Annotated in this window: 25 protein-coding genes and 1 pseudogene; 11 read left to right on the plus strand and 15 right to left on the minus strand. The window is 69.9% G+C overall.

Going from position 1 to position 24,333, the window contains the following annotated elements:
- The first annotated feature begins 20 nt into the window (after positions 1–20).
- The gene (locus tag FH610_RS08620) at positions 21–971 is read left to right on the plus strand and encodes a SpoIID/LytB domain-containing protein (protein ID WP_139573766.1); all 951 of its coding nucleotides are present in this window, start codon (positions 21–23) and stop codon (positions 969–971) included.
- Between the two features lie 60 nt (positions 972–1,031).
- Here the strand turns inward: FH610_RS08620 and FH610_RS08625 are convergent, their stop codons facing one another.
- Positions 1,032–2,075, minus strand: a complete 1,044-nt coding sequence (locus tag FH610_RS08625; protein WP_240808876.1) for an NBR1-Ig-like domain-containing protein — start codon at positions 2,073–2,075, stop codon at positions 1,032–1,034.
- A gap of 364 nt (positions 2,076–2,439) precedes the next feature.
- On the opposite strand from FH610_RS08625, the gene FH610_RS08630 reads away from it, so the two are divergent.
- The 4 genes from FH610_RS08630 to cpt all read left to right on the plus strand — a co-directional run bounded on the left by FH610_RS08630 (position 2,440) and on the right by cpt (position 5,006).
- Positions 2,440–2,988, plus strand: a complete 549-nt coding sequence (locus FH610_RS08630) for an RNA polymerase sigma factor (protein ID WP_205825635.1) — start codon at positions 2,440–2,442, stop codon at positions 2,986–2,988.
- Complete coding sequence (locus FH610_RS08635; protein WP_139573768.1) at positions 2,985–3,632, plus strand: hypothetical protein; 648 nt, start codon at positions 2,985–2,987, stop codon at positions 3,630–3,632. Before FH610_RS08630 ends, FH610_RS08635 begins: the two co-directional genes overlap by 4 nt.
- A gap of 196 nt (positions 3,633–3,828) precedes the next feature.
- Positions 3,829–4,287 (plus strand): nuclear transport factor 2 family protein, encoded by a 459-nt coding sequence (locus FH610_RS08640; protein WP_139573769.1) that lies wholly within the window; start codon positions 3,829–3,831, stop codon positions 4,285–4,287.
- A gap of 182 nt (positions 4,288–4,469) precedes the next feature.
- Positions 4,470–5,006 (plus strand): chloramphenicol phosphotransferase CPT, encoded by a 537-nt coding sequence (gene cpt, locus FH610_RS08645; RefSeq protein WP_240808844.1) that lies wholly within the window; start codon positions 4,470–4,472, stop codon positions 5,004–5,006.
- Positions 5,007–5,234: 228 nt separating this feature from the next.
- Here cpt and FH610_RS08650 read toward each other — a convergent pair whose 3' ends face one another.
- Positions 5,235–6,815, minus strand: a complete 1,581-nt coding sequence (locus tag FH610_RS08650) for a cellulase family glycosylhydrolase (RefSeq protein ID WP_240808877.1) — start codon at positions 6,813–6,815, stop codon at positions 5,235–5,237.
- Between the two features lie 222 nt (positions 6,816–7,037).
- A pseudogene (locus FH610_RS45450) lies at positions 7,038–7,442 on the minus strand (cellulose binding domain-containing protein); the annotation flags it as partial.
- Positions 7,443–7,958: 516 nt separating this feature from the next.
- Between FH610_RS45450 and FH610_RS08655 the strand changes: the two are divergent.
- Complete coding sequence (locus FH610_RS08655) at positions 7,959–8,945, plus strand: LacI family DNA-binding transcriptional regulator (protein WP_139573770.1); 987 nt, start codon at positions 7,959–7,961, stop codon at positions 8,943–8,945.
- Positions 8,946–8,991: 46 nt separating this feature from the next.
- Here FH610_RS08655 and trpD read toward each other — a convergent pair whose 3' ends face one another.
- Positions 8,992–10,044, minus strand: coding sequence for an anthranilate phosphoribosyltransferase (gene trpD / locus FH610_RS08660; RefSeq protein WP_139574111.1), 1,053 nt, complete (start codon positions 10,042–10,044; stop codon positions 8,992–8,994).
- 171 nt (positions 10,045–10,215) lie between these two features.
- Here trpD and FH610_RS08665 point away from each other — a divergent pair, with 171 nt between their 5' ends.
- Together FH610_RS08665 and FH610_RS08670 are read left to right on the plus strand one after the other, a co-directional pair.
- Positions 10,216–11,250: a zinc-binding dehydrogenase gene (locus FH610_RS08665; protein ID WP_139573771.1), complete on the plus strand. Its 1,035-nt coding sequence runs from the start codon at positions 10,216–10,218 to the stop codon at positions 11,248–11,250.
- A gap of 72 nt (positions 11,251–11,322) precedes the next feature.
- A complete protein-coding gene (locus FH610_RS08670) occupies positions 11,323–11,826 on the plus strand; it encodes a nucleotidyltransferase domain-containing protein (RefSeq protein ID WP_139573772.1) in 504 nt (167 codons plus the stop codon).
- Between the two features lie 18 nt (positions 11,827–11,844).
- Here the strand turns inward: FH610_RS08670 and FH610_RS08675 are convergent, their stop codons facing one another.
- Both FH610_RS08675 and FH610_RS08680 read right to left on the minus strand, forming a co-directional pair.
- Positions 11,845–12,546: a helix-turn-helix domain-containing protein gene (locus tag FH610_RS08675; RefSeq protein ID WP_139573773.1), complete on the minus strand. Its 702-nt coding sequence runs from the start codon at positions 12,544–12,546 to the stop codon at positions 11,845–11,847.
- Between the two features lie 276 nt (positions 12,547–12,822).
- Positions 12,823–13,275 (minus strand): Lrp/AsnC family transcriptional regulator, encoded by a 453-nt coding sequence (locus tag FH610_RS08680; RefSeq protein ID WP_139573774.1) that lies wholly within the window; start codon positions 13,273–13,275, stop codon positions 12,823–12,825.
- A 110-nt stretch (positions 13,276–13,385) separates the two neighbouring features.
- Here FH610_RS08680 and FH610_RS08685 point away from each other — a divergent pair, with 110 nt between their 5' ends.
- Both FH610_RS08685 and FH610_RS08690 read left to right on the plus strand, forming a co-directional pair.
- Positions 13,386–13,871 carry a DUF2000 domain-containing protein gene (locus FH610_RS08685; RefSeq protein WP_139573775.1) on the plus strand — a complete coding sequence of 162 codons (486 nt, stop codon included), beginning with the start codon at positions 13,386–13,388 and terminating at the stop codon, positions 13,869–13,871.
- Between the two features lie 318 nt (positions 13,872–14,189).
- Positions 14,190–15,632, plus strand: a complete 1,443-nt coding sequence (locus FH610_RS08690; protein ID WP_240808845.1) for a pectinesterase family protein — start codon at positions 14,190–14,192, stop codon at positions 15,630–15,632.
- Positions 15,633–15,697: 65 nt separating this feature from the next.
- On the opposite strand, the gene FH610_RS08695 is transcribed toward FH610_RS08690, so the two are convergent.
- The 7 genes from FH610_RS08695 to FH610_RS08725 all read right to left on the minus strand — a co-directional run bounded on the left by FH610_RS08695 (position 15,698) and on the right by FH610_RS08725 (position 22,381).
- Positions 15,698–16,093: an ACT domain-containing protein gene (locus FH610_RS08695; RefSeq protein ID WP_139573777.1), complete on the minus strand. Its 396-nt coding sequence runs from the start codon at positions 16,091–16,093 to the stop codon at positions 15,698–15,700.
- Between the two features lie 45 nt (positions 16,094–16,138).
- Complete coding sequence (locus FH610_RS08700) at positions 16,139–16,792, minus strand: DUF6461 domain-containing protein (protein WP_139573778.1); 654 nt, start codon at positions 16,790–16,792, stop codon at positions 16,139–16,141.
- 166 nt (positions 16,793–16,958) lie between these two features.
- Positions 16,959–18,572, minus strand: a complete 1,614-nt coding sequence (locus FH610_RS08705) for a sensor histidine kinase (protein ID WP_205825637.1) — start codon at positions 18,570–18,572, stop codon at positions 16,959–16,961.
- Between the two features lie 4 nt (positions 18,573–18,576).
- Positions 18,577–19,251, minus strand: a complete 675-nt coding sequence (locus FH610_RS08710) for a response regulator (protein ID WP_139573780.1) — start codon at positions 19,249–19,251, stop codon at positions 18,577–18,579.
- A gap of 29 nt (positions 19,252–19,280) precedes the next feature.
- Entirely contained in the window at positions 19,281–20,765 is a 1,485-nt protein-coding gene (locus tag FH610_RS08715; protein ID WP_240808878.1) for a serine hydrolase domain-containing protein, read from the minus strand.
- A 129-nt stretch (positions 20,766–20,894) separates the two neighbouring features.
- Positions 20,895–21,410 carry a DnaJ family domain-containing protein gene (locus FH610_RS08720; RefSeq protein WP_139573782.1) on the minus strand — a complete coding sequence of 172 codons (516 nt, stop codon included), beginning with the start codon at positions 21,408–21,410 and terminating at the stop codon, positions 20,895–20,897.
- A gap of 92 nt (positions 21,411–21,502) precedes the next feature.
- Positions 21,503–22,381: an NAD(P)-dependent oxidoreductase gene (locus FH610_RS08725; RefSeq protein WP_139573783.1), complete on the minus strand. Its 879-nt coding sequence runs from the start codon at positions 22,379–22,381 to the stop codon at positions 21,503–21,505.
- 97 nt (positions 22,382–22,478) lie between these two features.
- Here FH610_RS08725 and FH610_RS08730 point away from each other — a divergent pair, with 97 nt between their 5' ends.
- Positions 22,479–22,820 carry a winged helix-turn-helix transcriptional regulator gene (locus FH610_RS08730; RefSeq protein ID WP_139573784.1) on the plus strand — a complete coding sequence of 114 codons (342 nt, stop codon included), beginning with the start codon at positions 22,479–22,481 and terminating at the stop codon, positions 22,818–22,820.
- Positions 22,821–22,949: 129 nt separating this feature from the next.
- On the opposite strand, the gene FH610_RS08735 is transcribed toward FH610_RS08730, so the two are convergent.
- The gene (locus FH610_RS08735) at positions 22,950–23,396 is read right to left on the minus strand and encodes a hypothetical protein (protein WP_139573785.1); all 447 of its coding nucleotides are present in this window, start codon (positions 23,394–23,396) and stop codon (positions 22,950–22,952) included.
- A 58-nt stretch (positions 23,397–23,454) separates the two neighbouring features.
- A complete protein-coding gene (locus FH610_RS08740; RefSeq protein ID WP_338104525.1) occupies positions 23,455–24,294 on the minus strand; it encodes a CDP-alcohol phosphatidyltransferase family protein in 840 nt (279 codons plus the stop codon).
- Between the last annotated feature and the right edge of the window lie 39 nt (positions 24,295–24,333).

Raw genomic sequence — 24,333 nt, forward strand, 5'->3', positions numbered from 1 at the left:
TGACGAAGAGGAAGGCAACTGTGTCTCCACGAACTGCACGGCTGATCTCGCGGCTCGCCGCGGCGGCCGCCGCGATGGTGGTCGGCGGGGCGGTGCTCGCCACCGCTTCGCCCGCCTCGGCGGCCACCCGCAACGGCGTGTGCGAGGCCGGCGAGTTCTGTTACTACTTCAACAGCAACAACCAGGGATCGCTCTCCGACTTCGCCGGATCCGTCGGCGACTACGGCACCCGGCAGCCCTCCTGCTTCGATTTCAAGGGACCCGGCGCCGGTAAGGGCAAGTGCGTCAAGAACGCCGCCGCCTCGGTCTGGAACCGCAGCGGCAAGACCGTCCGGGTCTACTTCAACAGCAACTACGGCGGCAGCGTCTACCAGGACTTCGCGCCCGGCGCCAAGGGCAACCTCAAGCCCGGCCTCAAGAACCAGAACGCCTCCCACCGGTTCCTGAGCTCCGCACCGCCGACCGGGTGCAAGACCGACGGCACGGACAGCAGACTGCCCACGACGATCCTCGTCTACCGGGAATCCCTCAATCGCGTGGACCGGGTGGAGTTCAAGACCTACATCAAGAACGTCCTGCCCAACGAGTGGCGGTCGCACTGGCCGAGGGAGTCTCTCAGGGCCGGGGCGATCGCGGTCAAGAACTTCGGCTGGTACTGGGCGCTGAGGTCGGCGAGCAAGACGCCGAGCGGCCAGTGCTACGACGTCACCGACCACACGTCCAGCCAGATGTACAAGCCGGGTTCGGCGACGGCGGCGACGAACGCCGCGGTGGACGCGACCTGGGGCATCCGGATGACGCGCAACGGGAAGATCTTCAAGGCGCAGTACTGCTCCACGACGACGGCCTGCCGCCATTGGGTCACCGGTGACTGGATGTCGCAGAACGGCTCTCGCGACAAGGCCGAGGCGGGCTGGAGCTACTCCAGGATCCTGAAGTACTACTACAAGGGGATCGTTCTCACATCCTGAACCCGCGGAGACCGTCCGCTCCTGGTTCCCCGCCGTGTGACACACGGCGGGGAATCGCTGTCAGCCGACGATGACCTGGAAGTTGAGCGGCCGGCCGCCGGGGAAGGCGACCCGTCCCGAACCGTCCATCATCTTGAACCGCACGTAGCACAAGCCGGGGTTCCTCGGCGTGGTGATGGCGGTCCGGATGTCGACCATCTCTCCGGGTCGCGTGTCCTTGATCGGTACGTCGGAGACGGTCTGGCATTGATCAGGTTGCTGCGGGAGGTCGAGGCGATGCAACGAATATCCCTTCCACGGCACGGTTCCGGCGTTCTTGAGCCGCCATACCTTGGTCACGGTCTGGCGGGGGTCGACGCGCGTGCAGTCGGGCAGCGTGATGTCCCCGATGAACTTCGCAGAATCACCCTCGTGCGCAGGCGGGCTCCACGGCGGGTTGGTGGCGCGCACCGGGCAGTCGGCTGCCGACAGCCCGGTCCTCGATGGGCTCTCGGACGGGTTCAAGCTGTGCCCGTCGGTCCCGGAGCCACGATTGACGGCGACCGCGATGAGGACTGTCGCCACACCGACGGCCGCTACTGCGAGCGCGGCCGCAGCCGGGCGGGTTGGTCGGAATCGCCCCCGGCCCCCTGACGCGGACGGGACCGGCTGGACGTCTCCCGCGATCTCGTCGGGCGGTGGCGGCGGCATAGGCAGAGATGCCGGGGTCTGACCAGCCCACCGTGGGGCTTGCGACCCGGTGGCGCTGTGCACGGTGCGACCTTCCGCGACATCCGTGGCGGAGGCTTCGAATCCGTCAGGCGGCCGGGCCCCCAAGGTGCCCGCGCGGCTCGAAGGATCTCCGGCGCTCGCCGATCTGACCGCTAAGTTCGCCCTCTCCCAGCGTTCGCGGTACGCGGCCGGGTCTGCGCCGCACGCCTTGACGAACTCGACGGTGGTCTCCCAACTCGGGAGCCGGTTGCCCTTCGTGGCTTCGTGCAACGTCGTGTGTGAAATCGCCCCCGACCGGCCAGACATTTCTCGAAAAGGTGGGTTGCCGACCGATTTGCGAAGTTCTCGCAGTGCCGCCGCGAAGTCCTCGATCGCCTCCGCCCGTGCAGGCATGTCGTCCACCGGGTGAAGCTAACAGCGCCCACGGTAACCACTCAAGCTTATGGAGCATCTCGCATACGTCCTCGCGCGCCTCGCCTCGCCGCGGCAATCAGGGGTTCGAGTCCTCTCGGCCGCTCGAAGAGGAGCTCGCGCGCCTCATCGACCGTCAGTGTCCAGGCCTCGTCCGTCCGGAGTCCGGGGCAGGCACCGCCCCCCTGCGCCGGGATGACCTGTAGCGACCGAGAAGAGAGCGGCCGGCGTAGCAGGCTTCGGCAATGGCCCCATGTAACGCTTCGTCCCGCTTCTTTCAAGTAGGGGTGTAACGCGGGAGGACCACGAAGGGGAGCCGGCCGTGCGCCTCAGACGAAAGGGATCGGTGGAGATCTCCACCGATCCCGTGGCTTTCGAAGCCTTCTACAGAAGGCACGTCGAAGCCGTCACGCGGTTCATGGCCCGGCGGGTCGACGATCCTCACACAGTCGCCGATCTGGTTGCAGAGGTCTTCATGGCAGTGCTCGACTCGGCGCATACCTACCGTCCCAGTTTGGGCAGTGAGGTCGGCTGGCTGTACGGCATCGCGCGCAACATGCTCTCCGCTGAACGGCAGCGCTCTGCGCGTGAGTTCCGGCTGACTCAGCGGATCAGTGGCCGCAGGCTGCTCGACGCCGACGATCTGTCGCGTCTTGAAGAGCGCCTGGACGCGGAGAGTCCTGCGCGACAGGCGCTCGCCACCATGGCTGTGCTGCCCGAGAGTGAGCGGGCCGTCCTGGAGTTGGTGGCCATCGACCAGCTCACCGTAGGAGAGGCGGCAGCGGCTCTCGGGATCAGACAGGGGGCCGCCAGGGTCCGCCTACACCGTGCCCGTCAAGCATTACGCCAGGCTCCCGGCGTGATGCCTCCCGCCGTCTTGGAAGGACTCCGATGAACTTCGAGGAGAGGCTGCTCATGGAGCTCAAGGCCGAGATGGCTACGCGAGCGACGCAGGAACCCATCCGCAGGCCGCGAGGGATCATGACCCGCGCACGTATCCTCGCGGTGGCGGGGATAACGGCGGCCGCTGTCGCGGTTCCCCTGACGCTGGGGGGAGGAGCGGCCGCCTACGCGGTGGTGAAGAACCCTGACGGCACACTCATCGTGACGGTCAAGGAACTGCAGGACCCCGAAGGTCTCCAGGCTGAGCTGAACGCCCAGGGCATCAGGGCCGATGTCACCTACACCCCACGGGATAAGAAGTGCGCGCCCGGACGATTCATCGGTGCGGACTATGGCTACGTCTCGCCCAATCCCAAGAACATGACCGCAGAGCAGCTTGAGGAGTTCAACCGGCCGGAGCACTGGCGTTCCAGGGATGTCACCCGTCCCATCACCAGGGACAAGTTCATGATCTCACCGAAGTTGATGCAGCCTGGAGAGACCTTGGTCTTGGAGTTCAGGCTTGGCAACGCCCCGGGAGTGGGCTGGAGCCTGGGAACCTATCTGGCGAAGCCCGGCAGCCCTGTGCGGCCTTGCGCGCTCGTGGATGAGGGAGGGACCGACGCGGAGCAGGCGAGAGAGATGGCGGGAAGTTAGGAAAAGAAGCTTCTCGTAGGGAGCCGGCCTCTGGTGAGCTCACCTGCCCCGGTTCCCGGGAGCCACCCGATGAAAGCCCGAGGACCCCACGGCTTTTGGAATGCCTCGGCCATGCGCTCGCTCTACGCTTGTTGACCGTGGTTGTCCTTCGGTCTACGTTTGTTGAGCCCAGAACTGCGCCGATGAAGGGGGCGGGATGCCCGCGACTCCACGCGACCTGCTCGATCGCTTCCAGCAGGCGATGCTGGACTTCTCACCCGACGCGCTGGCCGATCTGTTCGCCGATGAGGCGATATATGAGTTCGTGTTCTGGGCGCCGCATCGCGGTCCGTCGCAGCGGTACGACGGGCGCGAGGAGATCCGCGCCGGCTTCAGGGCGGCATGGGGGTCGGTATCCGATCCACCGCTGACCGGAGTCCGCGCGGTGTGCGTTCACGAGACGGCCGACGCCGAAGTGATCATCTCTGAGGGTGAGATGGACGCTGTCAACCATGCGACCGGGCGGCCTTTCACCTCCCGATTCGTGCTCGTCCTGCGCGCCCGCGACGGCCGTATCGTCCACCTGCGCGACTACTCGGACGTGCTGCGGACCGCGGCCGGGCTCGGGCGTCTGACCCAGCTCTTCGACCAGGTGCACGCCGAGTCCGCGCCATGAGAAGCCGCTCTGCCGGTCCGGCCGTAACGGCCGTCTTCCAGGGTGGCTCCCACAGACACGCTCCATGGCCGTTCGCTTGCCGCACCCCGGGTGGAGCGCCTCTGCCGCCGGCCGGTGGACGGCACGGATGCGCCACGCGAAAACCGTTTGAGACGTGCAGGGCCACCCTCTAGGGTGACGCGGTGGCGACACAGGTGATTGTCCTCAACGGCGGCTCCAGTTCGGGCAAGTCGGGGATCTCCCGGTGCCTGCAGGCGGTCCTGCCGGATCCGTGGCTTGCCCTCTCGGTCGACACCATGGTCGACGCGATGCCTGCCTCCATGCGGGCATCGGATGCGGGGATCACTTTCGCATCGGACGGGCGGGTCGATGTCGGGCCGGCATTCATGACGCTGGATGCGGCGTGGACGACGGGGGTCGCCGCGATGGCCATTGCGGGCGCCCGGGTCATCGTGGACGACGTGTTCCTCGGCGGAGCGGCGTCTCAGCAACGCTGGCAGAAAGTCCTCGCCGGGCTGGAGGTGCTCTGGGTCGGTGTGAGGTGCGACAGCGCGGTCGCCGCAGGGCGAGAGATCGCGCGGGGCGACCGTGTCAGGGGGATGGCGGAGTTGCAGGCGGAGGTGGTTCACGAGGGCGTGGTCTACGACCTCGTGGTGGACACCACGCACACGGAGTCCCTGGCGTGCGCGCAGACCATCGCCGCCCGGGTGCGCCGCTGACGCCGGCGTTTCCGGCAGTTCGGCAGACGGCCGCTGTCGCCAATCGTCACGAGCAGTGATCGGCGACGCGTGAGCCCGGTAGTAGTTCAGGAACATGTCGACGCCTGTGGTTGATGAGCCGTTCGGTGAAGCCGTCATGGAGGCCGCCGCCAACCGGTCACTCCAGTCGGCGCTCCTCGACGACCTACGCCGCGGCCGGTAGGGCCGCGGCGTGCGCCGTATGGTTCGTCAGCTGGTGCCGCCGGTCACCGTGGTGCCGGACTTGGTGATGTAGTACGTGGTCTGCGCCCCGCTCCAGAAGTGGAAGGTGAGGGTCACGCGGCCGTCGTTCACCTCAGCGAAGAAATCCGGTTTGAGGATGACGGTGTTGGCGCTGTAGTCGGGCTGGAAGTGGTCCCAGAACCCCTTGTACGGGGTCCAGTTGGCCGGTCCGGCGGGGCTGCCGTCGGCGTACTTGGCCTCCATGGTGGCGAGCTGGTCGCCGCGGAACTGGGTGGGGATGGCGAACGAGGAGGTTGTGCCGGTGGCGGCGGACTGGGTCGGCGGGTCGGAGGTGATGATGCTGATCTGCCACGGAGCGCCCTGGGAGAAGCGGGCCTCGATGGTGGCGTTCACGCCGTAGGCACGGTTTCCGGCCAGCCGGGTGAGGGCCGCCGCCGTGAGGGTCAGGGTGTTGCCGGACACGGTGTAGTCGGCGCCGTTGGCGAGGTTGACACCGTTCTGCCGCAGGCCCTGGAACGAGGTGCCGTTGAGGTTGAGGGTGAGCGCCTTGCTGGTGATCGCGCCGTTGCGCGGCACGTACACCTGATCTGACGAGGCCGTGCCGGATCGTGTGGTCCAGCCGGCCTTCATCATCTCGTACACGCCCTGGTCCCGCCAGCGCAGCTCGTTGCGGTCCAGGAACGAACCCGCGTCCCAGAGCATGGTGGTGAGCTTCCGGATGCGGGCGTGGTAGCCGACGGCCTCGATGTACTTCAGGAACTCGCCGCGTTCGATGATGCCGGGCCGGGTGTAGTCGTAGGCGAGCAGCGCCCACTCTCCGACGATCACGGGGATCCCGCGGGACACGAACGTGTTGTACACCCGGTCGAAGCTGCCGACCAGGTCCTGCTCGACGTTGCTGTCGTACCGGGTGCCGCCGGCGATGTTGACGCTGAACGGCCACCATCCGTAGAAGTGCACCGTCGCGGCGAGGTTGGGGTCGTGCAGCTGGGTGAAGGTCGCCGCCAGCGCGTCCACCCGGGCCTGCTCGGAGCTGGTGTTCAGGCTGGGCAGCACGAGCAGCCGGGTGGCATTGCCGCCGCCGGACTCGCGTACGAGGTGGACGAACTCGGTGTTGAGCTCGTTCAGCACCTGATCGCTCTCGCTGTCTCCCGAGGTGCCGGTGAACTGCGGCTCGTTGATGCTCTCGAACACCAGCTTCGGCGAGTAGTCGCGGAACGTGCCGGCGATCTGCGTCCACAGCGCGGTGTACCGGTTCATCACGGTCGTACGGTCACCCGGGTACCCGTTGATCCACTCCCAGGAGTCGTGATGCAGGTTGATCATCACGTAGAAGCCCTCGGCCAGAGACCAGTCGACGACCTGACGGACGCGGCTCAGCCAGGCGGCGTCGATGGTGTAGTCAGGCGCCGGGCCCTGATGGTCGTTCCAGGTCACCGGGATCCGGATGCTGTTGTACCCCTGGGACCGCACGTAGTGCAGCATGGCCCGGGTCGTCGGCGGGTTGCCCCACGCGGTCTCGTCCGGGATGGCGTCGAAGGTGTTGCCGAGGTTCCAGCCGGGCTGCATGGCGGCCACCGTGGCCATCGCGTCACCCGGCTGTGGCGACGGCGAGGGGGACGGTGACGGGCTGGGCGACGGCGACGGCGAGGGAGACGGCGAAGGGGATCGCGACGGGCTGGCCGACGGCGAGGGGCTGGGGGATCGCGACGGGCTCGGGGACGGCGACGGCCCGCCGGTGTTCCCGGTGCAGGTGACGCCGTTGAGCGTGAAGGTGTCCGGAGCGGTGTTGGCTCCGGACCACGATCCGTTGAAGCCAAAGGAGACCGTCGCGTTGGTCGCGATGGCTGCGTTCCAACTCGCGTTGACGGCGGTGACCTGCGCGCCCGACACGGTGGTCGTCGCATTCCATGCCTGGGTGACCTGCTGCCCCGAGGGGAACGTCCAGGCGAGCTTCCAGCCGCTGATCGGGTCGCCGAGGTTGGTGACGCTCACGTTGGCGGTGAATCCGCCCGGCCATTGGGTCGAGACCGCGTACGCCACCCGGCAGCCGACGGCCGCTTGGGCGTTGACGGCCGTCACTGTCGCTGCCGACAACAGTGCGATCAAGACCCCGATGACCGCGCTGACTCGCAGACGGGCTCTTCGTACATTGAACGGATCCACGGTCACTCTCCCCTGTGCGCGCCAGTCTTTGGTGGCGCCGATCGTCACATGAGAAACTTTCTAAAAAATCGCTGGAAACATAGCACCAGGGACTGTCAACGACCACTATCCACTTCTGTGGCCTCGGGTGGGCGTACGCGGAGATCTGCAGTGTTTGTGGCAGAAGTCGCTCGGCTCCGTCTCTGTCGAGGTCGTAGCATGATCACCCTTCCTCTTCCAATATCCAGAAACTCAAGAGAGAAATTTTCTGGAGAAAAGTGTTGAAAGTTTCAGACATGCCGCTACGTGCCGACGGAGGGAACCGCCGGCTCACCGGAGCGGATATCGGCATGTGCGCCGCAGATTCGACCGGTTCGACCACACGAGCAGCGCGACGTCCATGTGAGGCCCGACGGGTTATCCTTGCGCCGTGAAATGGCCCGCGGCGACTGACCGGGCGGGGGACGGTACGGCGGGGCGCGATGCCGGCGCCGGGCCGGTGAGGAAGGGGGCCAGTTGTCGTACGCCGAGTCGCATGGGCCGGTTGCCGACCACGAGCGCCCGAAAGGCGACCCGGCCCGACCCGTGACCATCTCCTACATCGCAGAGACCGCCGGGGTGTCGATCCCCACTGTTTCCAAGGTCATCAACGGCCGTTCCGGCGTGTCTCCGGATACCCGCGCCCGCGTCGAAGCACTGATCAGCGAGTACGGATACCGCAAGGTCAACCGCAGGAACATGATGGAACTCGTCTTCGGCGAGCTCGAGGACATGTGGGGAATCGAGGTCATCCGCGGGGTCGAGCGGGTGGCCCGCGAGCACCGCGTGGGGGTCGTCCTGACGGAGTTCGGCCCACGACGCGACACGGGGGAACATCCGATCGACGAGACGCTGGCCCGCCGCCCTGCCTGCGTCGTGACGGTGGCCCAGCTGTCGGAGGAGCAGCGCGACCAACTGCGCGCCAAGGACATTCCGTTCGTGGTCTTCGATCCCACTACCGAACTGCCGGACGGCGTGCCCTTCGTCGGCGCGACGAACTGGGCGGGTGGCCGGGCGGCCACTCGCCATCTGATCGAGCTTGGACACCGCCGGATCGCGATGATCGCCGGTCCGGACCGGGTCCTGTGCTGCCGGGCCAGGCTGGACGGGTATCGCTCCGCCCTGGAGGCCGCCGGCCTTTCCGCCGACCCCGGCCTTGTCGTCCGCACCGACCTCACCAGGGAGGACGGGCGGACGGCTGCGATCGGTCTGCTGAACCGCGCGGAACGCCCAACGGCGATCTTCGCCTGCAACGACCTCCAGGCGCTCGGCGTCTACCAGGCCGCCCGCGAGCTGGGATTGCGGATTCCGGTGGACCTGAGCGTGGTCGGCTTCGACGACCTGCCCATCACCGCCCTCGTCGATCCACCGTTGACCACCGTCCACCAGCCGCTCACCGAGATGGCCGCGGCCGCCACCGAGCTGGCACTCGCCCTGGGCCGGGGAGAGGAGACGCCGCAGGTGGGTCTCGAGCTGGCCACCACCCTCACGGTCCGGGAGAGCACCTCCCCGCCGGTCTGTCCGCCTGAGTAGAGGTCCGTCTCAGTAACAGTCCGTCTGGGTGGAAGGCCGGTCGGCGCTACCGGCCGGCCAGGGACGACGCGAGCTTCAGCCACCTTTCGAGGGTGGTGGCGGCGGCACCGCTGTCGACGGCGCGGCGCGCGTCCTCCAGGCAGGTCGCGAAGGCGTCACGCAGGCCCCCGCCGAAGCCGCGATGAGCGGCGAGGGCGCCGGCCGCGTTGGCGAGGACGGCGTCACGTGCGGCGCCCGCTTCACCGGCGAGGACCCGGTGGACGACCGAGGCGTTGTAGGTTGCGTCACCGCCCCGGAGCGCGTCCCGCGCGCTGCGGGCCAGTCCGAAGTCGGCGGCGTCCAGCGTCTCCTGCCGGACGCCGCCGCTCTCGGTGATCCAGACGCTCGTGGGCGCGGCGGTGGTGATCTCGTCGAGGCCGTCCTGCCCGCACACGACCAGGGCGCTCGCGCCCCGTTCCGCGAGGACGTTCGCCAGGACCGGGGCGAGGGCGGCATTGGAGCAGCCGACCAGGGCGGCACGGGGACTGGCGGGGTTGGTCAGCGGCGCCAGATAGTTGACGGCGGTGGGGACGCCGAGCGCCTTGCGCACCGGACCGGCGTAACGCAGCCCCTGGTGGAAGCGCGGGGCGAAGGTGAAGCCGATGCCGACGTCGCGCACGCACCGGGCGATGTCGTCGGGCGTGAGATCGAGCGGCAGGCCCAGGGCTTCCAGGACGTCGGCGGCACCGGCCTTGCTGGACGCCGAGCGGCCGCCGTGCTTGACGACCGGGGCGCCGGCGGCGGCCACGACGATCGCCGCCATGGTGCTCACGTTCACGGTGTGGGCGCCGTCGCCGCCGGTGCCGACGATGTCGACGACCTCCGCGCCGTCGACGGGCAGGGGCACGACCCGTTCCATGAGGGCGTCGAGCATGCCCCGCAGTTCCGCGGTGCTCTCACCCTTGGCTCGCAGGGCGACCAGGAACCCGGCGAGCTGGGCGGGATCGGCCGCGTCGTCCATGACCTGCCGCATGGCCCATCGGGTGTCGTCCGCGTCGAGATCGTGCCCGCGCAGGAGCGTCGCGAGCAGGCGGGGCCAGGATCGGGACGGCTCGGTCATCAAGGTCCTCTCGACATGGGCACGGCGGTCGGGCGTGCTCGCTCCCAGCGTAGTGACCGGCATCGTGAGTCCTTGGCGCAAGCCTGTGACCTGGCCGAACTTCATGGATCCGGGCGAGCGTCGGCCGTTTCCGGGTAGCGGTGACACGAACGCGAGAGACGGAAGGCTGTCATGCGAGCGACCTTGATTTACGGCGCCGGCGACGTGCGGGTGGAGAACGTGCCCGACCCGGTGATCGAGCAGTCCACGGACGCCGTGGTGCGGGTGCTGCGCGCCTGCATCTGCGGCAGCGACCTTTGGCCCTACCGGTCGCGGGCCGCCACAGAGCACGGCGACCGCATCGGCCACGAGTTCCTCGGCGTGGTCGAGGAGACCGGCTCCGAGGTGCGCGGGCTGCACCGGGGTGACGTGGTGGTCGCGCCGTTCGTCTGGTCCGACAACACCTGCGACTTCTGCTCGGAGGGCCTGCAGACGTCGTGCCGGCATGGCGGGATGTGGGCCAGGAACGGCGTCGACGGCGGCCAGGGCGAGGCCGTGCGCGTGCCGCAGGCGCAGGGCACGCTGGTGAGGCTGCCGGTAAGCGAGGACTCGGCTCTCCTGCCGTCGCTGCTCACCCTGTCCGACGTGTTCCCCACCGGCTACCACTGTGCGGTCAGGGCCGGTGTGAACGCGCGTACGACGGTGACCGTTATCGGCGACGGCGCGGTCGGCCTGTCGGCGGTGCTGTCGGCCAGGCGCCTGGGCGCCGAGCGGATCATCCTGATGGGGCGGCACAAGGACCGCACCGACCTCGGCCGCGAGTTCGGCGCCACCGACGTGGTCGCCGAACGCGGTGAGGAGGGCGTCGAAAGGGTCAGGGAACTGACCGGCGGCGACGGCACCCACGCGGTGCTGGAGTGCGTCGGGCTGGAGCAGGCCGTGGACACCGCCTTCGGAGTGGTCCGCGACGGCGGCGTGGTCGGCCGGGTCGGCGCCCCGCAGTACGAGAAGGTGCCGATGGGGTCCCGGGAGTTCATGAGGAACATCACCCTGACCGGCGGTGTCGCACCGGCCCGCGCCTACATCGAGGAACTCCTGCCCGACGTGCTCGACGGCACGATCGAGCCGGGTCGCGTGTTCGACCGCACCGTGAACCTGGAGGAGGTGCCCGACGGCTACCGTGCCATGGCCGCCCGTCAGGCGCTGAAGGTGCTCATCACGCCCTGACCCGTCCCCCGCGCTGTCCCCGGTTCCGCGGGGGTAGCGTGGCTCGAAGATCGAGTTGAGGGGGGCGGACCGGTGCTGCCGATCGGCGAGATGCTGCGGGTGCTGAACGCGCTGGAGGCCGCCGGATGCGAGGTCTGGGTCGCCGGCGGCTGGGGGATCGACGTCCTGGTCGGACGCGTCACCCGGGACCATCATGACCTCGACCTGCTCCATCGGGCCGAACAGGAGCGGCTGGTGATCGGCGAGCTGGAGTCGTCCGGGTACGCCGAGCGGCCCGGCGCGGTGCCCGGGCGGCCGGCCAGGTTCGTCATGGCCGACGGCCATGGGCACGAGCTCGATCTCCATCCGCTGCACGTCGCCGAGGACGGCTCGGCCGTGCAGCACCTGGACGACCGCGGCGCGGCGCTCCACTACCCGGCCGCGGCCTTCGTCACGGGCACGATCGAGGGCGTGCGGGTGCGCTGCCTGTCCGCCGGCCAGCAGGTCGCCTTCCACCAGGGCTACGATCCTCGCGACCGTGACCTGCACGACATGGCGAGCCTGCGCGCGGCGTTCGGCGTCACCACGCACTTCTGAACGCGCCGGGGCGAGCGGTCAGGTCGCGTACAGGAGCGACAGCGGCTGCGCCGGCTTCCGATCGCCCAGCTGCGTGGCGGTCCGCCCGATGTAACGGCTCAAGGACCGTGCCAGGTGCGGTTGGTCGAAGTATCCGAGCCGGTGGATCACGTCGTGGACCGGCACGCCCTCCTGGATCAGGACCGCCGCCCGCCTGGCGCGGTCGATCTGCCGGACCGCGCCGCGGGTGAGCCCGGTCGCCGCCTGGAAGCGCCGCTGCACGGTGCGTTCGGACACGTCCGGCGGCGCGCCGCGGAGCACCGCGGCGACGAGCGGGTCGCGCTCCACGACACCCTCGCGCACCAGCCGCCGCACGAACGCCTCGGCGTTGTCCCAGTCGGGCAGGTGCCAGGTGGAACCCTTCAGCCAGAAGGACCTGCGCGTCGTGCCGGGAATCTCCGCGGACCCGTCCACGAGGCGGCCGAGGGGAAGATGGGGCATCGCGGTGCCGAGGGAGAAGCTGATCCCGAAGAAGGTGGCCTCCTCGGGAACGGGTGCCTGGCTCGCCCTCGTCTCCGGCCCCTGGACGGAGGCGCTGACCTGGCCGCGGTGCTCCCAGAAGACCAGGTCCCAATGGGCCGTCGCGACCGCCGTCATCTGTTCCACGTCACGGCTGCTGCTACGCCACACCCGCTCGATGTAGGGCGAGTCGGACGATCTACTCTCGATGTGCAGGCCCATCCGGTGGCTCCCCCCTGACTCGCGGAACATGGTCATGCGGGCCCTGCCCAGGCCGTTTACCCGATCATGGTACGTCCCCTGGACGACAGAGCGATGAGCAGGCGGCACCCGCCGAGCCGTGCCGCCGGTCATCCGTGCGGTCCCGGGTCGGAACGCTCCCGCGGGGCCGGGCAGGACGATCTCGAAGAAGCCCCGCGCCCCGGTAGGCGCCGAGGCCGGGGAGCGCCTGCGGCACGTGCGCCGGCGAGGTATCCGGAGGGTGGGCCGATGCCGCTCTCACACGGGGCTGATCCGGGTGTTGCGGATGTGCTCGTAGACGATCGACGTGCGGACGTCGGCGACTTCGGGCCGTTCGGTGAGCTTGTCGATCACGAACGCGTACAGGCTGGCGTTGTCCGGCACCGCCACGTGCACGATGAAGTCCTCCGTGCCGGTCGTCACATAGACGCCCAGGGTGTCGGGGAGCGCGCTGACCCAGTTGCGGAAGCCCTCGATGTTGCGCCGTGAGGGGGGACGCACGCGGATGGCGATGAGGGCCTGGACCGGCCGCCCGATCTCCGCCAGGTCGACGTCGAGGATCGCTCCCCGGATGACGCCGCGCTGACGGAGCGCCCGCGTGCGGTCGAGTGCCGTGGTCGGCGAGACCCCGACCGAGGCGGCGACGTCACGGTTGGTCTTCCGTGCATCCGACTGCAGTTCCGCCAGGATCGCCTTATCAAGTTCGTCCATGCCCGCCTGCACGTCCTTGCTTTCGATATAAATACGGATTCCTTGCAGCCCAATCGTACGTGTGCCTAGCATCAACCGCGTACGCCCGAACGCATGCACAGGAGGTTTGGATGACGGCCGATGAACAGACGACCTCGGGTATCGGGTTCGCCCCCGAGGAGATCGACCCGGCCCTCCCGACCCGGGCGGCCCGCCTGAAGTGGGTGATCGTGGTCGACCGCGACCTTCCCGCGGGCCGTGCCGTGAACGCCGCCGTCTGCGTGGCCGCGGCGACCTCGACGACGGTGACCGGGCTCCTCGGCGACGACGCGGTGGACGCCGACGGCGGCGCCCACCCCGGCCTGCCGTGGGCGGGCTGCTCGGTGCTGGCCGCGGACGCCGCCACGCTGCGCGTCATCCGTGCCAAGGCCGCGTCGTCCGCCGGGTGCTTCGTGGCGGACATGCCCGCCGCGGCCCAGCGGACGCGGGTCTACGCCGACTACCTCGCGACGATGAAGGAGACCGCGGCCGACGACGTCGAGTACTACGCGGTCGGCGTGGTCGGGCCGCGCAACCGGGTGGACAAGATCGTGGGAAAGCTGCCCCTGATGCCGTGACCGGGCATGCCGGGACGGTGCCGACTCGGTGCGGGAGCTGTCGGCGGACGGCGTGGTGCGTCCTGACTTTCCAATATTCTCCCTGAAAGTTTCAGCCGGTCCTGGATCCCGTCCGTCGTCTTCGGTGGTTCCTGTGCAAGTGAGAGCCGTCGTACGCGGAAAGCCGCCGCGGCGCGTCGTTGACCGGTGATCGATGGGCTCGTAACTTGATGCGCGATGTTCCTGTAGATGAACGTTGTTCAGGTGCATGAAAACCCTTGTGGGGCCAGGAATCAATCCTCGGTCAGGGGCCCTGCACGACCTGCAAGGAGCTCGGGTTTGAAAAGCAGAACCACAACCGGCGCCGGGCTGATCGGCGTCCTCGCCGGAGTCACCGCCCTGACCGGCCTGGCCACCGCCACAACGGCGCAGGCCGCGACCGGATGCGCCGTGACCTACACCACCAACGACTGGCCGGGCGGCTTCACCGCCGCCATCACGATCCAGAACCTGGGCAGCGCGATCAACGGCTGGACCCTCGGGTTCACCTTCCCCGACAGCGGCCAGAAGGTCGACACCGGATGGTCGGCCACCTTCAGCCAGAGCGGGCAGAACGTCACGGCCACGAACGTGGACTACAACGCCGCCATCGCCACCGGCGGATCGGTGTCCATCGGCTTCAACGGCAGCTGGTCGGGATCCAACCCCACGCCGGCCTCCTTCACCCTGAACGGCGTCACCTGCACCGGCTCCACCATCACCTCCTCACCCACACCGTCGCCCACCCCCACACTCTCGCCCTCGGCTTCGCCCACCCCCACGCTCTCGCCCTCGGCTTCGCCCTCACCCACGCGCTCACCCTCGCCGTCGCCCACACCCTCGCCCACCAGCGGGAAGCCCACGGTGGCGGCCGACGGGACCGGCACGTACCGGACCGTGCAGGCGGCGATCGACGCGGTGGCCTCGGGCAACTCCAGCCGGAAGGTGATCACGATCAAGCCGGGCACGTACCGGGAGATCGTCACGATCCCGGCGAACAAGCCGTACATCACGCTGCAGGGTCTGGGCTCGTCGCCCGGGGACGTCGTGATCGTCGACAACCACTACGCCGGGGGGAACGGCGGCACCTTCAACAGCGCCACCGCGTTCGTGAACGGCCACGACTCCGCCCTGACCAACCTGACGATCTCCAACGACTACGTGGAGGACGGCACCACCGTCAACCAGCAGGCCGTCGCGCTGAACCTCAACGCCGACCGGGCGGTCCTGTCGAACGTCCGCCTGCTCGGCGACCAGGACACCTTCCTGATCAACGACTCCGCCCGCACCTACGTCAAGAGCTCCTACATCGAGGGCACCGTCGACTTCATCTTCGGGGGTGGCACCGCGGTTCTGAACGACTGCGACATCTACGAGAAGCGCAGCAGCGGCGCCCCCATCACCGCCGCCAGGACCGACGCCGCCAAGACCTACGGCTTCCTCGTCTACCGGTCCCGCATCACCGGCGCGGCCGGAAACACCACCCAGCTGGGGAGGCCCTGGGGCCCCAGCGCTCAGGTGCTCTACCGGGAGTCGTCGCTCAGCTCGACCATCAAGACCTCCCAGCCTTGGACCGACATGTCCGGCAACTCCTGGAAGAACGCCCGCTTCTTCGAATACAAGAACACCGGCGCGGGCGCCACGGTGAATTCCAACCGCCCGCAGATGAGCGACTCGCAGGCGTCCAACTACACACCGCAGAAGTACCTGGCCGGATCCGACGGCTGGAACCCGATCGGGTGAGTCCCGGCTGAGGCATCCGGTTCGCATGCCGTCCGGGACACCCGGATGACCGACGACGTCGAGCACTACGAGTCGGGCGTGCGCAGGTGGCGGGTGTCCACCCGGTGTCCCGCCTCCTCCAGGACGGTGATCGCCTGCTTGATCCTCGGCTCGGGCACGAGGACCAGGTCGGCGTGGAACGTCGAGGCGACGAACACCGGGACGGCCGCCTCGGCCAAGGGGTTCAGGATCGCCGCCAGCATGCCCGGGACGTCCAGTTCGTGTCCCGTGCCCCCGCCGTACAGACCGATCCACCGGTCGCCGGACCCCGTCGGCCAGGCCTCGCGGATCACGGTGAGGCCCTCCGGGGCGCGGACGAGCGCGATCCAGTCGTCGTCTTCGGGGAACGTGGCCTGCGGCAGGTGCTGGACGGCGAACACGGACGGCACGATGCCGAGCTGCTGGGCGGCGGGTGAGGTCATGACCCGTGTGTAGCAGAGCCCCCCGACAAGACACAGACAAGACGCCTAGACCTGGGACCACTCGGTGATGGAGGCGACCAGCAGCGGCCCGTCGAAGGAGTCCGGGGCGAGGGCCACCCCGGTGATCCTGGCGGCGAGCGCGAACGCCTTGGGGAGCGCGTCGTCCCACCGGGTGTCCCAGGCCGCCTTGCCGGTCGTGGCGGTCAGCGGCAGCCCGACCCTGCGCATCGGCTCCTTCAGCCGGTCCGGGTCGCTGCCCCAGCGGTTGACCGAGGCGTGCGGTGTGAAGGCGGTGAGGATCTCGCCGTCCACGGCGTACAGGAAGCTGTGCTCGGCGTAGTCGTGACGTCCGACGGCCACCGCCTCGCATCCCTGCGCGAGGCGCGCGAGGTTCTCGCCCAGCGCGGTGTGCCAGCCACACGGTTCGATCGCCATGCTCCATTCGCCGATGCGGGTGATGCCGACGTATCCGCCGCCGTCGCCGCCGTCGGTCTCCTCGATGAACTCCGCGATCTCGTCGTCGAGTTCGCCGAAGCTCATCGAGCGGACCGCCGCTCCGGCGGGCTCGAAACGGGCCGCGACATCGGCGGGCTCCACCCCGTGGAAGAACGACACGGTGAAGATGTCGCCCAGCGGGTTGCGCACGTTGTCCGTCGCCGGGGCCGTCAGCCACCGGAAGGGGGCGAGACGATCGGGCACCTGGGCTCCCTTGGTCGTTTCGCGACATCGTGGCAGCCGCCGCCGACAAAATCGGGGCCATGGCCGTTCGCCGCGTTCCTGTCCTCCGGCAGCGGGACGCCGCCGATGTCAAGAGGATCGCGGCGCGCTCCTGGAACCGGCTTGGATCTTGCTGAAACCCGCGTCGTCACGGGGTGGGCACGACGGCCTTCGAGACGAGCCGGTCGCGGGCGAAGCACAGGCGGTAGGCGCGGTCGGGACCGGTCTTCATGGTGTAGTAGACGCAGTCCTGGCCGCGTGGTGGAGCCGGAGTGCCGTCCGGCGGGCCGTCCCTGGTGAACGCGGGCAGCCGGGACCGCGCGTCGTCGCGTGGTTCGCCCACCTTCAGCCCCTCGTACGTCGCCGGGTCGAGGACGGAGAACGACGAGCTGACGAAGTGCAACGGGATCAGGAGCGCGAAGATCCCGGTCAGCACGGCCGTGGGAATCCCCACCGCCTGCGCCAGGCGCCGCCGCACCCGCCGCCGGGCGAGGTGCAGTTCCCGGGTCGCCGTGGTCTCGGGCGTGCCGGGGCCGGCCGCTGTCCGCACCTGCTCGTGAGCCGCCCGGACGCCGGTGACGGGCAGTTCGGCCGTGACCTCGAAACCCCCGCCGGGAGCCGGGCCGGCCCCCAGGACGCCGCCCGCCAGGCGCACCCGTTCCGCCAGCCCGACGAGCCCGGAACCGCCCGAGGCCACGCCCGGTGGGGCCGCCGCCGGGGCCGGGTCGTTGACCACGCGGAGCGTGACGACGCCGTCGCCGGACGCGAGCCGGACGCGTACGGTCGCGCCGGGAGCGTGTTTGGCGGCGTTCGTCAGGGCCTCCTGAAGCACGCGGCGCACGGCGAGCGCGGTCATCGGGGGCAGTCCGTCGATGTCGCCCCGGTGGTCGCCCCGGTGGTCGCCCCGGTGGTCGCCCCGGTGGTCGCCCGGGGGGTCGTCCGGGTGCTCGACGACGATCGGCACACCGGAGTCGCGGGCGCGCTCGACGAGCGTCTCGACGCTCTCCTCACGTGGCGGCACGGCGACGTCCTCGTCGTCGTCCGCACGCAGCACGCCGATGATCTCGCGCAGCCGCTCGGTCGCGGCCGCGGCGGCCTCACGCAGCTCGCGTACGGCCGTCTGCTGCCGCGAGTCCAGGCCCGGATCGAGCTCCAGGGCGCCGGCGCGCACCGCGAGGAGCGTCAGGTCGTGGCCGAGCGAGTCGTGCATGTCGCCCGCGATGCGCGCCCTCTCCCGCAGGCGGGCACGGTCGGCGACGGCCCGCTGCTCGCGCTCCAGCCGGTCGGCGAGCAGCCAGCCCGTGCGGACCAGTTCGGCGTGCTGGCGGCGCCAGCGGCCGAGCAGCCAGGGCACCACCACCGCGAGCAGCAGCGTGATGAGCTGCGTGGGCCAGCCCCACAGGTCGCGCAGGACGAGCGCGGACAGCGGCAGCCCGGCGAGGGCGACGGCCGCGAAGAACCACAGCGCCGGCCGGGCGGTCGCCATCCGGTGCCCGGCCAGGTAGCCGAAGACCACCAGCGCCGCCCACGTCCAGGACAGGGGGCCGAACATCTGCACGTCCAGGGCCAGGCTCACCGCCACCGGTACGGCGAGCGCCGCCAGCGGCCACCTCCGGCTCATTGCCGTGGCGGCCCCGAACAGCGGCACGGCCACGGCCGCCACCGCCACCTGCCGGGCGTCGGCGTCATCGACGGCCAGCGCGACGGGCGGCCCGCACACCGCCAGCCACAGCCCGAGGTCGAGCAGACGGGACGGCCGCACCACCTCACGCCCTCCGGTCGAGCGGAGCATCGGCCACGAGACCCGCCTCGTACGCGAGGATCGCGGCCTGGACGCGGTTGCGGAGGCCGAGACGGCTGAGGATCTGGCTGACGTACCCCTTGACCGTGCCCTCGACGAGATGCAGGCGCCGGGCGATCTCGGCGTTGGACATGGCGGCTCCGACCAGCGTGAGCACCTCGCGCTCGCGGTCGCCGAGCTCGTCCACGAGGGCGCGGGCGGCGGCCTCCGTGCCGAGCGGGCGTGCCCGGAGGCGGGTGATGACCCGCCGCGTGACGGCGGGGGACAGATAGGCGCCACCCGCGGCGACGGCGCGGACCCCCGCGATCAGTTCGCGTGGGTCGCCCGACTTGAGGAGGAAACCCGACGCGCCGGAACCGAGCGCGCTCGTCACGTAGTCGTCCTCGTTGAACGTCGTGAGCATCACGACGGCGACCTCGGGGAGGACCCGGCGCAGTTCGGCGGCGGCCTTGAGCCCGTCGAGCCGCGGCATCCGGATGTCGAGCAGGCAGATGGCGGGATGGTGCCGCAGGGCGAGGTCGACGGCCTCGTGCCCGTCGGCCGCCTCGGCGACGACCTCGATGTCGCCGGCCGTGGCGAGGATGCTCGCGATGCCGGCGCGGATCAGTGCCTCGTCGTCCGCCAGCAGGACGCGGATCATCGCATTCTGCCCAAAATCCGCCCTACCTCTCATATGTGGACGTTACCAACGGCCCGTCGCCGGAGGCGTACGGCGTGGACGAGACGGGCGGCCACGACGGTGACGGCGGCCAGCGCGCCGGTGGCGGCCCAGACGTACAGCGCGAGCCAGACGTAGGTGAGCTGGTCCAGCGTGCCCACCCGGTTCAGCAGCACCCCGGCCAGCTCCGCCAGCCCCAGGTAGAACGCGACCGGCAGCGCGTAGGGCACCAGCCGCGCGATCACCCGCCAGGCGCGCCGGTGTGCGCGGCGGCGGGCCCAGCGGCCGGAGCGCAGCACTCCGGTCACGCCGAGGGCCAGGTTGAGCAGCGAAAGGCCACCCAGCCAGGGGTCCGCCTTCGTGGTGAAGGGCGCCGCGCCCGCGTCGGGCCGTCCCTCGATCAGGTCGACCAGGCCGTCGCTGATGATCAGCGCGTCGTCGCCGGAGATCATCCCGGTGTCGGTGACGACCGCGATGCCCCACCCGCTCCCGGGCAGGAGGGTCTGCGCGGAGTTGTGGGTGAGCAGCCAGCCGGTGTGCCGCAGCATCGGCGCCCCTCCGGCCGTGCGCTCGGCCGACCACCCCATGCCGTACGTGCTGCCGCCCACGCCGGACGGGGTCTGGGTGGCTTCGACGAGGTCCCGGGGGAGGACGCCGCCGTGGCCGTTCTGCGTGATCAGCCATTTGGCCAGGTCGTGGGTGGTGCTGACGACCCCGTAGGAGCCGTTGACGAACCACTTCGGGTGCGCGCGCTCGACGACCCGGCCGTACGCGCGGACGTATCCGGCGCCGGCGCCGGGCAGTTCCTCCGTGGTGTCCACCGTCCGGGTGGACGTCATGCCGAGCGGCGTGAACACCGTGGCGGCCATGAAGTCGGCGAACGGCATCCCCGACACCACCTCGGCCAGCCGCGCCGCGACCGCGTAGTTGGGGTTGTGATAGATCATCCTGGTGCCCGGCGCCGCGGCGAGCGGCGCGGTCCTGAGCATCGCGACGGCGCTTTTGAGGTCGTCCGGCGCGGGGAGCGTCAGCTCGGGAAAGGTCCGGTCGCTCATGCCCGAGGTCTGCTGGAGAAGCTGCCGCACGGTGATCTTCTCAGCCCGGGCGTCGGCCATGGTGAACTCGGGCAGATATCGCCGAACCGGCGCGTCGAGGTCGATCCTGCCCTCGTCGGCGAGGCGCAGCACCCCCAGGGCGGTGAACGACTTCGACAGCGAGGCGAGCGGCATGGGAGTGTCCGCGGTGATCGCCTCGCCGCCGGCCGTGTGACCGTGCCCGGCGGCGTACACGACCCGGTCGCCCTTGACGACCGTCACGACGGCACCGGGCAGGTCCGTGCGCCGGATGTAGTCGTGTACGTAGCGGTCGACGGACTCCGCGGTCAGGCCGCGCCGTCCGTCCGGGGGTGCCGCCCGCGTCGCGGCGCTCACCGCCGTCGCTCCCGTCGTGAGCAGCAGCACACCGGCCAGACCGGCGGTCGCGGCGATTTCGCGCATGCGCACCGTGGTTCCCCTCCGAGCTCTTTCCGTTCGCAGGTCACGTACGGTACGAGCGGCCGGAGGGGCGGCACAGCGGGCGATCGGGAGGTCCTCACCTGACTTTCGTCAGGTCGTGGACCGGGCGGGTCAGCGGCGGCCGAACCATCGGAGGAAGGAGCGCTTCGGGCGCTTCGGGCGCTTCGGGCGCTTCGGGTCTTTCGGGTCTTTCGGGTCTTTCGGAGGAGCGGGCTTCTTCTCGGCGACCGGATGAAGGGCCCGCCACTCGGCGGCGACCTCGTCCACGTCGATGAGCGGCTGCACGACGGGCGGACCGGACAGGGGCGTGCGGTAGCTGTCGCGGATCTTGGCGTTCATCTCCTCGGTGATCCTGCGCGCCTCGGCCTCGGTGCGCGCGCCCAGCGCCTCCGCCCTCGCCTCCTCGGCCTCCTTGCGCAGCGCCAGCGTCCCCGGCAGCGGGAACGACAGGTTCTCCGCGCGCATCTTCTGCTTGATCCACCACATCTCGTCGTGCGGCTCGCCCTGGCCGGGGATCGGCTTGCCGGCGCCCGGCAGGTCGTCGAACTCACCACGCTCGGTGGCCTCGCGGATCTGCCGGTCGATCCACGACTCGAAACTCACTCCGAGGGGCTTGCGTTCGGTCACGGCCTCACCTCGCTCGACGTGGTCGGCATCCTCCTGTGAGGATAACTTTCCCGCGCGGGCGGCCAGGGCCAGGGGACGGGCCAGGAGACGGATCAGGGCACCCGCAGCAGGTCGATCACCCCCGTGGTGCCCTCGTCGGCGTGGCCGTCCGCGAGCCGCCGCTCCATGAGGGTCGTGAAGGGCGTGAGCAGTTCGGGGCTGACCTTCTGCTCCTCGGCCGTACGCAGCAGGGTCGCGTTGCCCCGCACCATCATCGCGAGGTTGGACGTGACGTTCTTCGTGTAGTCGCCGCTGTCCAGATGTTCGGCGATCCCGTACGCGTACGGGGTCATCGCGCTCAGCCAGCTCACGACGAGGTCGGCGAAGTCCTTCGGGGGGATCTCCTCCCGGACGAGCGCGAAGGCGTGCGCCACCCCCGCGAACATGCCCGTCATCGCGCTGAGCAGCGCCACGTCGTGGAGGGCGGCGAGCCCGGGGTCCTCGCCCGTGTAGACGGTGGCGGCGGGTGCGGCCAGCGTGCCCGCGTGGGCCTCGAACACCGCCGGGGAGCCGCTGTAGAAGACGTACGCCCCGGAGCCCGGCACCCCGATCATGGGCGGGACCGCCATGACGCCGCCGTCGAGGAACCGGGCGCCGCGCTCCTCGGCCCACCGGGCGCGGGTGCGGGCCTCCTCCGGAGTGCCGGTGGTGAGGTCGACCAGGTCCTTGCCGGACAGGTCGGCGACGGCGAGGGCGTCGTCCACCGAGGCGTGGTCCAGCAGGCAGACGACCACCAGGTCGCTCGCGGCCACGGCCTCGGCGGCGGTCGCGGCGACGCGCGCCCCCTCGCGGGCGAGGGCCTCGGCCCGGCCGGCGGTGCGGTTCCAGACGGTCAGCGGATGCCCGGCGGCGAGCCAGGCGCGGGCGAGCGCGCCGCCCATCGCGCCCAGCCCGAGAAGGGACAGCGGAGACTTCTCAGTGTTGTGGGTCATGCCGATTAGGCTGGTCACGAGCCCCGAGACGATCAAGTACGCACTTCGAAGTGGGTGCTTACCCCGGGGTGAGCGAGCAGCCAGGAGGGGATGAACCATGCGGACCGCGCGGCGTCCGGGAGCGGCCGAATGCGGGATCGACGCGGCGATGGAGGTGATCGGCGGCAAGTGGAAGAGCTCGATCCTCTGGACGCTGAACGAACGCCCATGCCGTTTCGGGGAGCTGCGCAGGATGCTCCCGGGCGTGACCGAGAAGGTGCTCGCCTCGCACCTGCGCGAGATGGAGGCCGACGGCATCGTGCACCGCGAGGTGTACGACGAGGTGCCGCCGCACGTCGAATACTCGCTGACCCCGCTCGGCGTCACGCTGAACGAGGCGCTGGCGCCGCTCGGCGTGTGGGGACGGGTGCATCTCCTCGGCGGACGCGACGATCACTGACCAGTGGGGTGTTCACGGACCTTGGCCGGGTCGGTCGCTGCGCCGGAAGCAACCTCCGGTCCTCGCTCCTTCCGCTCCCTCCCTCGCTCCCGGTGAACGTTCGTGGACTACCGGACGGGAATCCGGGTCTCAGGGTGTGGTCTCGTGGCCGGGCTGCCCGGGCGTGCGCCGCTGCTGCTTCAACTCGGCCTCGTAGAGGTGGCGGCGCCCTCCGGCCAGTTCGTTGCGGGCCTGGCGTTCCAGCTCTTGGAAGGTCGCGTAGTAGCCGTCGTCGTACTCCTCGACGATCTGGAAGGTCCAGCGGCCCTGGATGACGTTGCGGCCGATCAGCTCGCGTTCGATCCGGTCGGCCCACTTGTCGTGCCCGGCCTGCCGCAGCAGCCGTACGGCGTTGTCCAGCTCGAAGTCCGCCGTCCCGGTGAGCTGGTGGAAGGAGTACAGGTGGCCTCTGACCCGATGGATCGTCTCCAGTGCCTTGCTGAGCCTGCCCAGCGCGTCGACGGTGACGTCGTCCAGCCCCTCGGGGCGGCGGTGGCCGGGATCGGGCCGGCCGGCGGGCTCCTCGCGTTCGGTCATGTCCCACCGCTACCCCTCGCGGCGGCACCTCTATCCGTGCGGTCAGCGGTGAGGACGCTCAACCGGCGGGCGTCCCCGAGGCGGACGGTTCGGCGGACGTGCGGATCGCGGCCAGCGCGCGGTTCAGATCACGCGACGACAGCAGGAGCTTGTACATGATGAGGGCCTCGAAGAGGAGCAGCAGGGCGGCCGCGCCGATCGTGACCGGGATGACCGCGCCGAGCAGCGGGCCGACGATGAACACCGCCATCTGGAACTCGATGCCGCTGACCAGGTGTGTGCGGATCCGGTGCTCGCGCAGCCACTCCCGCATGCCGGGGTACCAGGAGAAGCGGCTGCGGAACTCCTGCTGCAGGTCCACGGCCTGCGTCAGGCGGACCCTGATCTCGTCGGGGTCGGTGTCAAGGTCCTCGTGTAACAGGGACGCCGGCAGCGCGGCCGGATCGCCGGACACCGACTGTTCGTAGGCGTGCCGTAGTGTGCGGCGCATCTGGCGCCGGACCTTCGCGATCTGCAGGGCGTCGACGTAGCGCAGCATGTCGAGGAACACCACTGCGATGCCGAGGAGCAGATAGACCTCCTGCCCGGTCGCGCGGTACTGCCCCCACATGAGCGCGGCGGTGCAGGCCAGCACCCGGATCCGGTCGAACACGTAGTCGAGCCAGCCGCCGAGGACCGTCCCCGTTCCCTTGAGTCGCGCGATCTTCCCGTCCATGCAGTCGAGGACGAAGCTCACGTGGTAGACGGCGGCCCCGGCGGCCAGCCACGGCCACTCGGCCTGAAGGAAGCACCAGGCCGAGCCGAGGCCGAGCACGAAAGCGCCCCAGGTGATCTGGTTGGGGGTGATGGACGTGCGGTTGGCGGTCGTCAGCACCAGCCGGCCCGCCAGGGGATCCACCAGGAAAACGGTCCACCAGGCGTCGCGCGCCTTATATGT

The sequence above is a fragment of the Microbispora catharanthi genome (assembly GCF_006334915.2).
In the GTDB taxonomy this organism is placed as follows: domain Bacteria; phylum Actinomycetota; class Actinomycetes; order Streptosporangiales; family Streptosporangiaceae; genus Microbispora; species Microbispora catharanthi.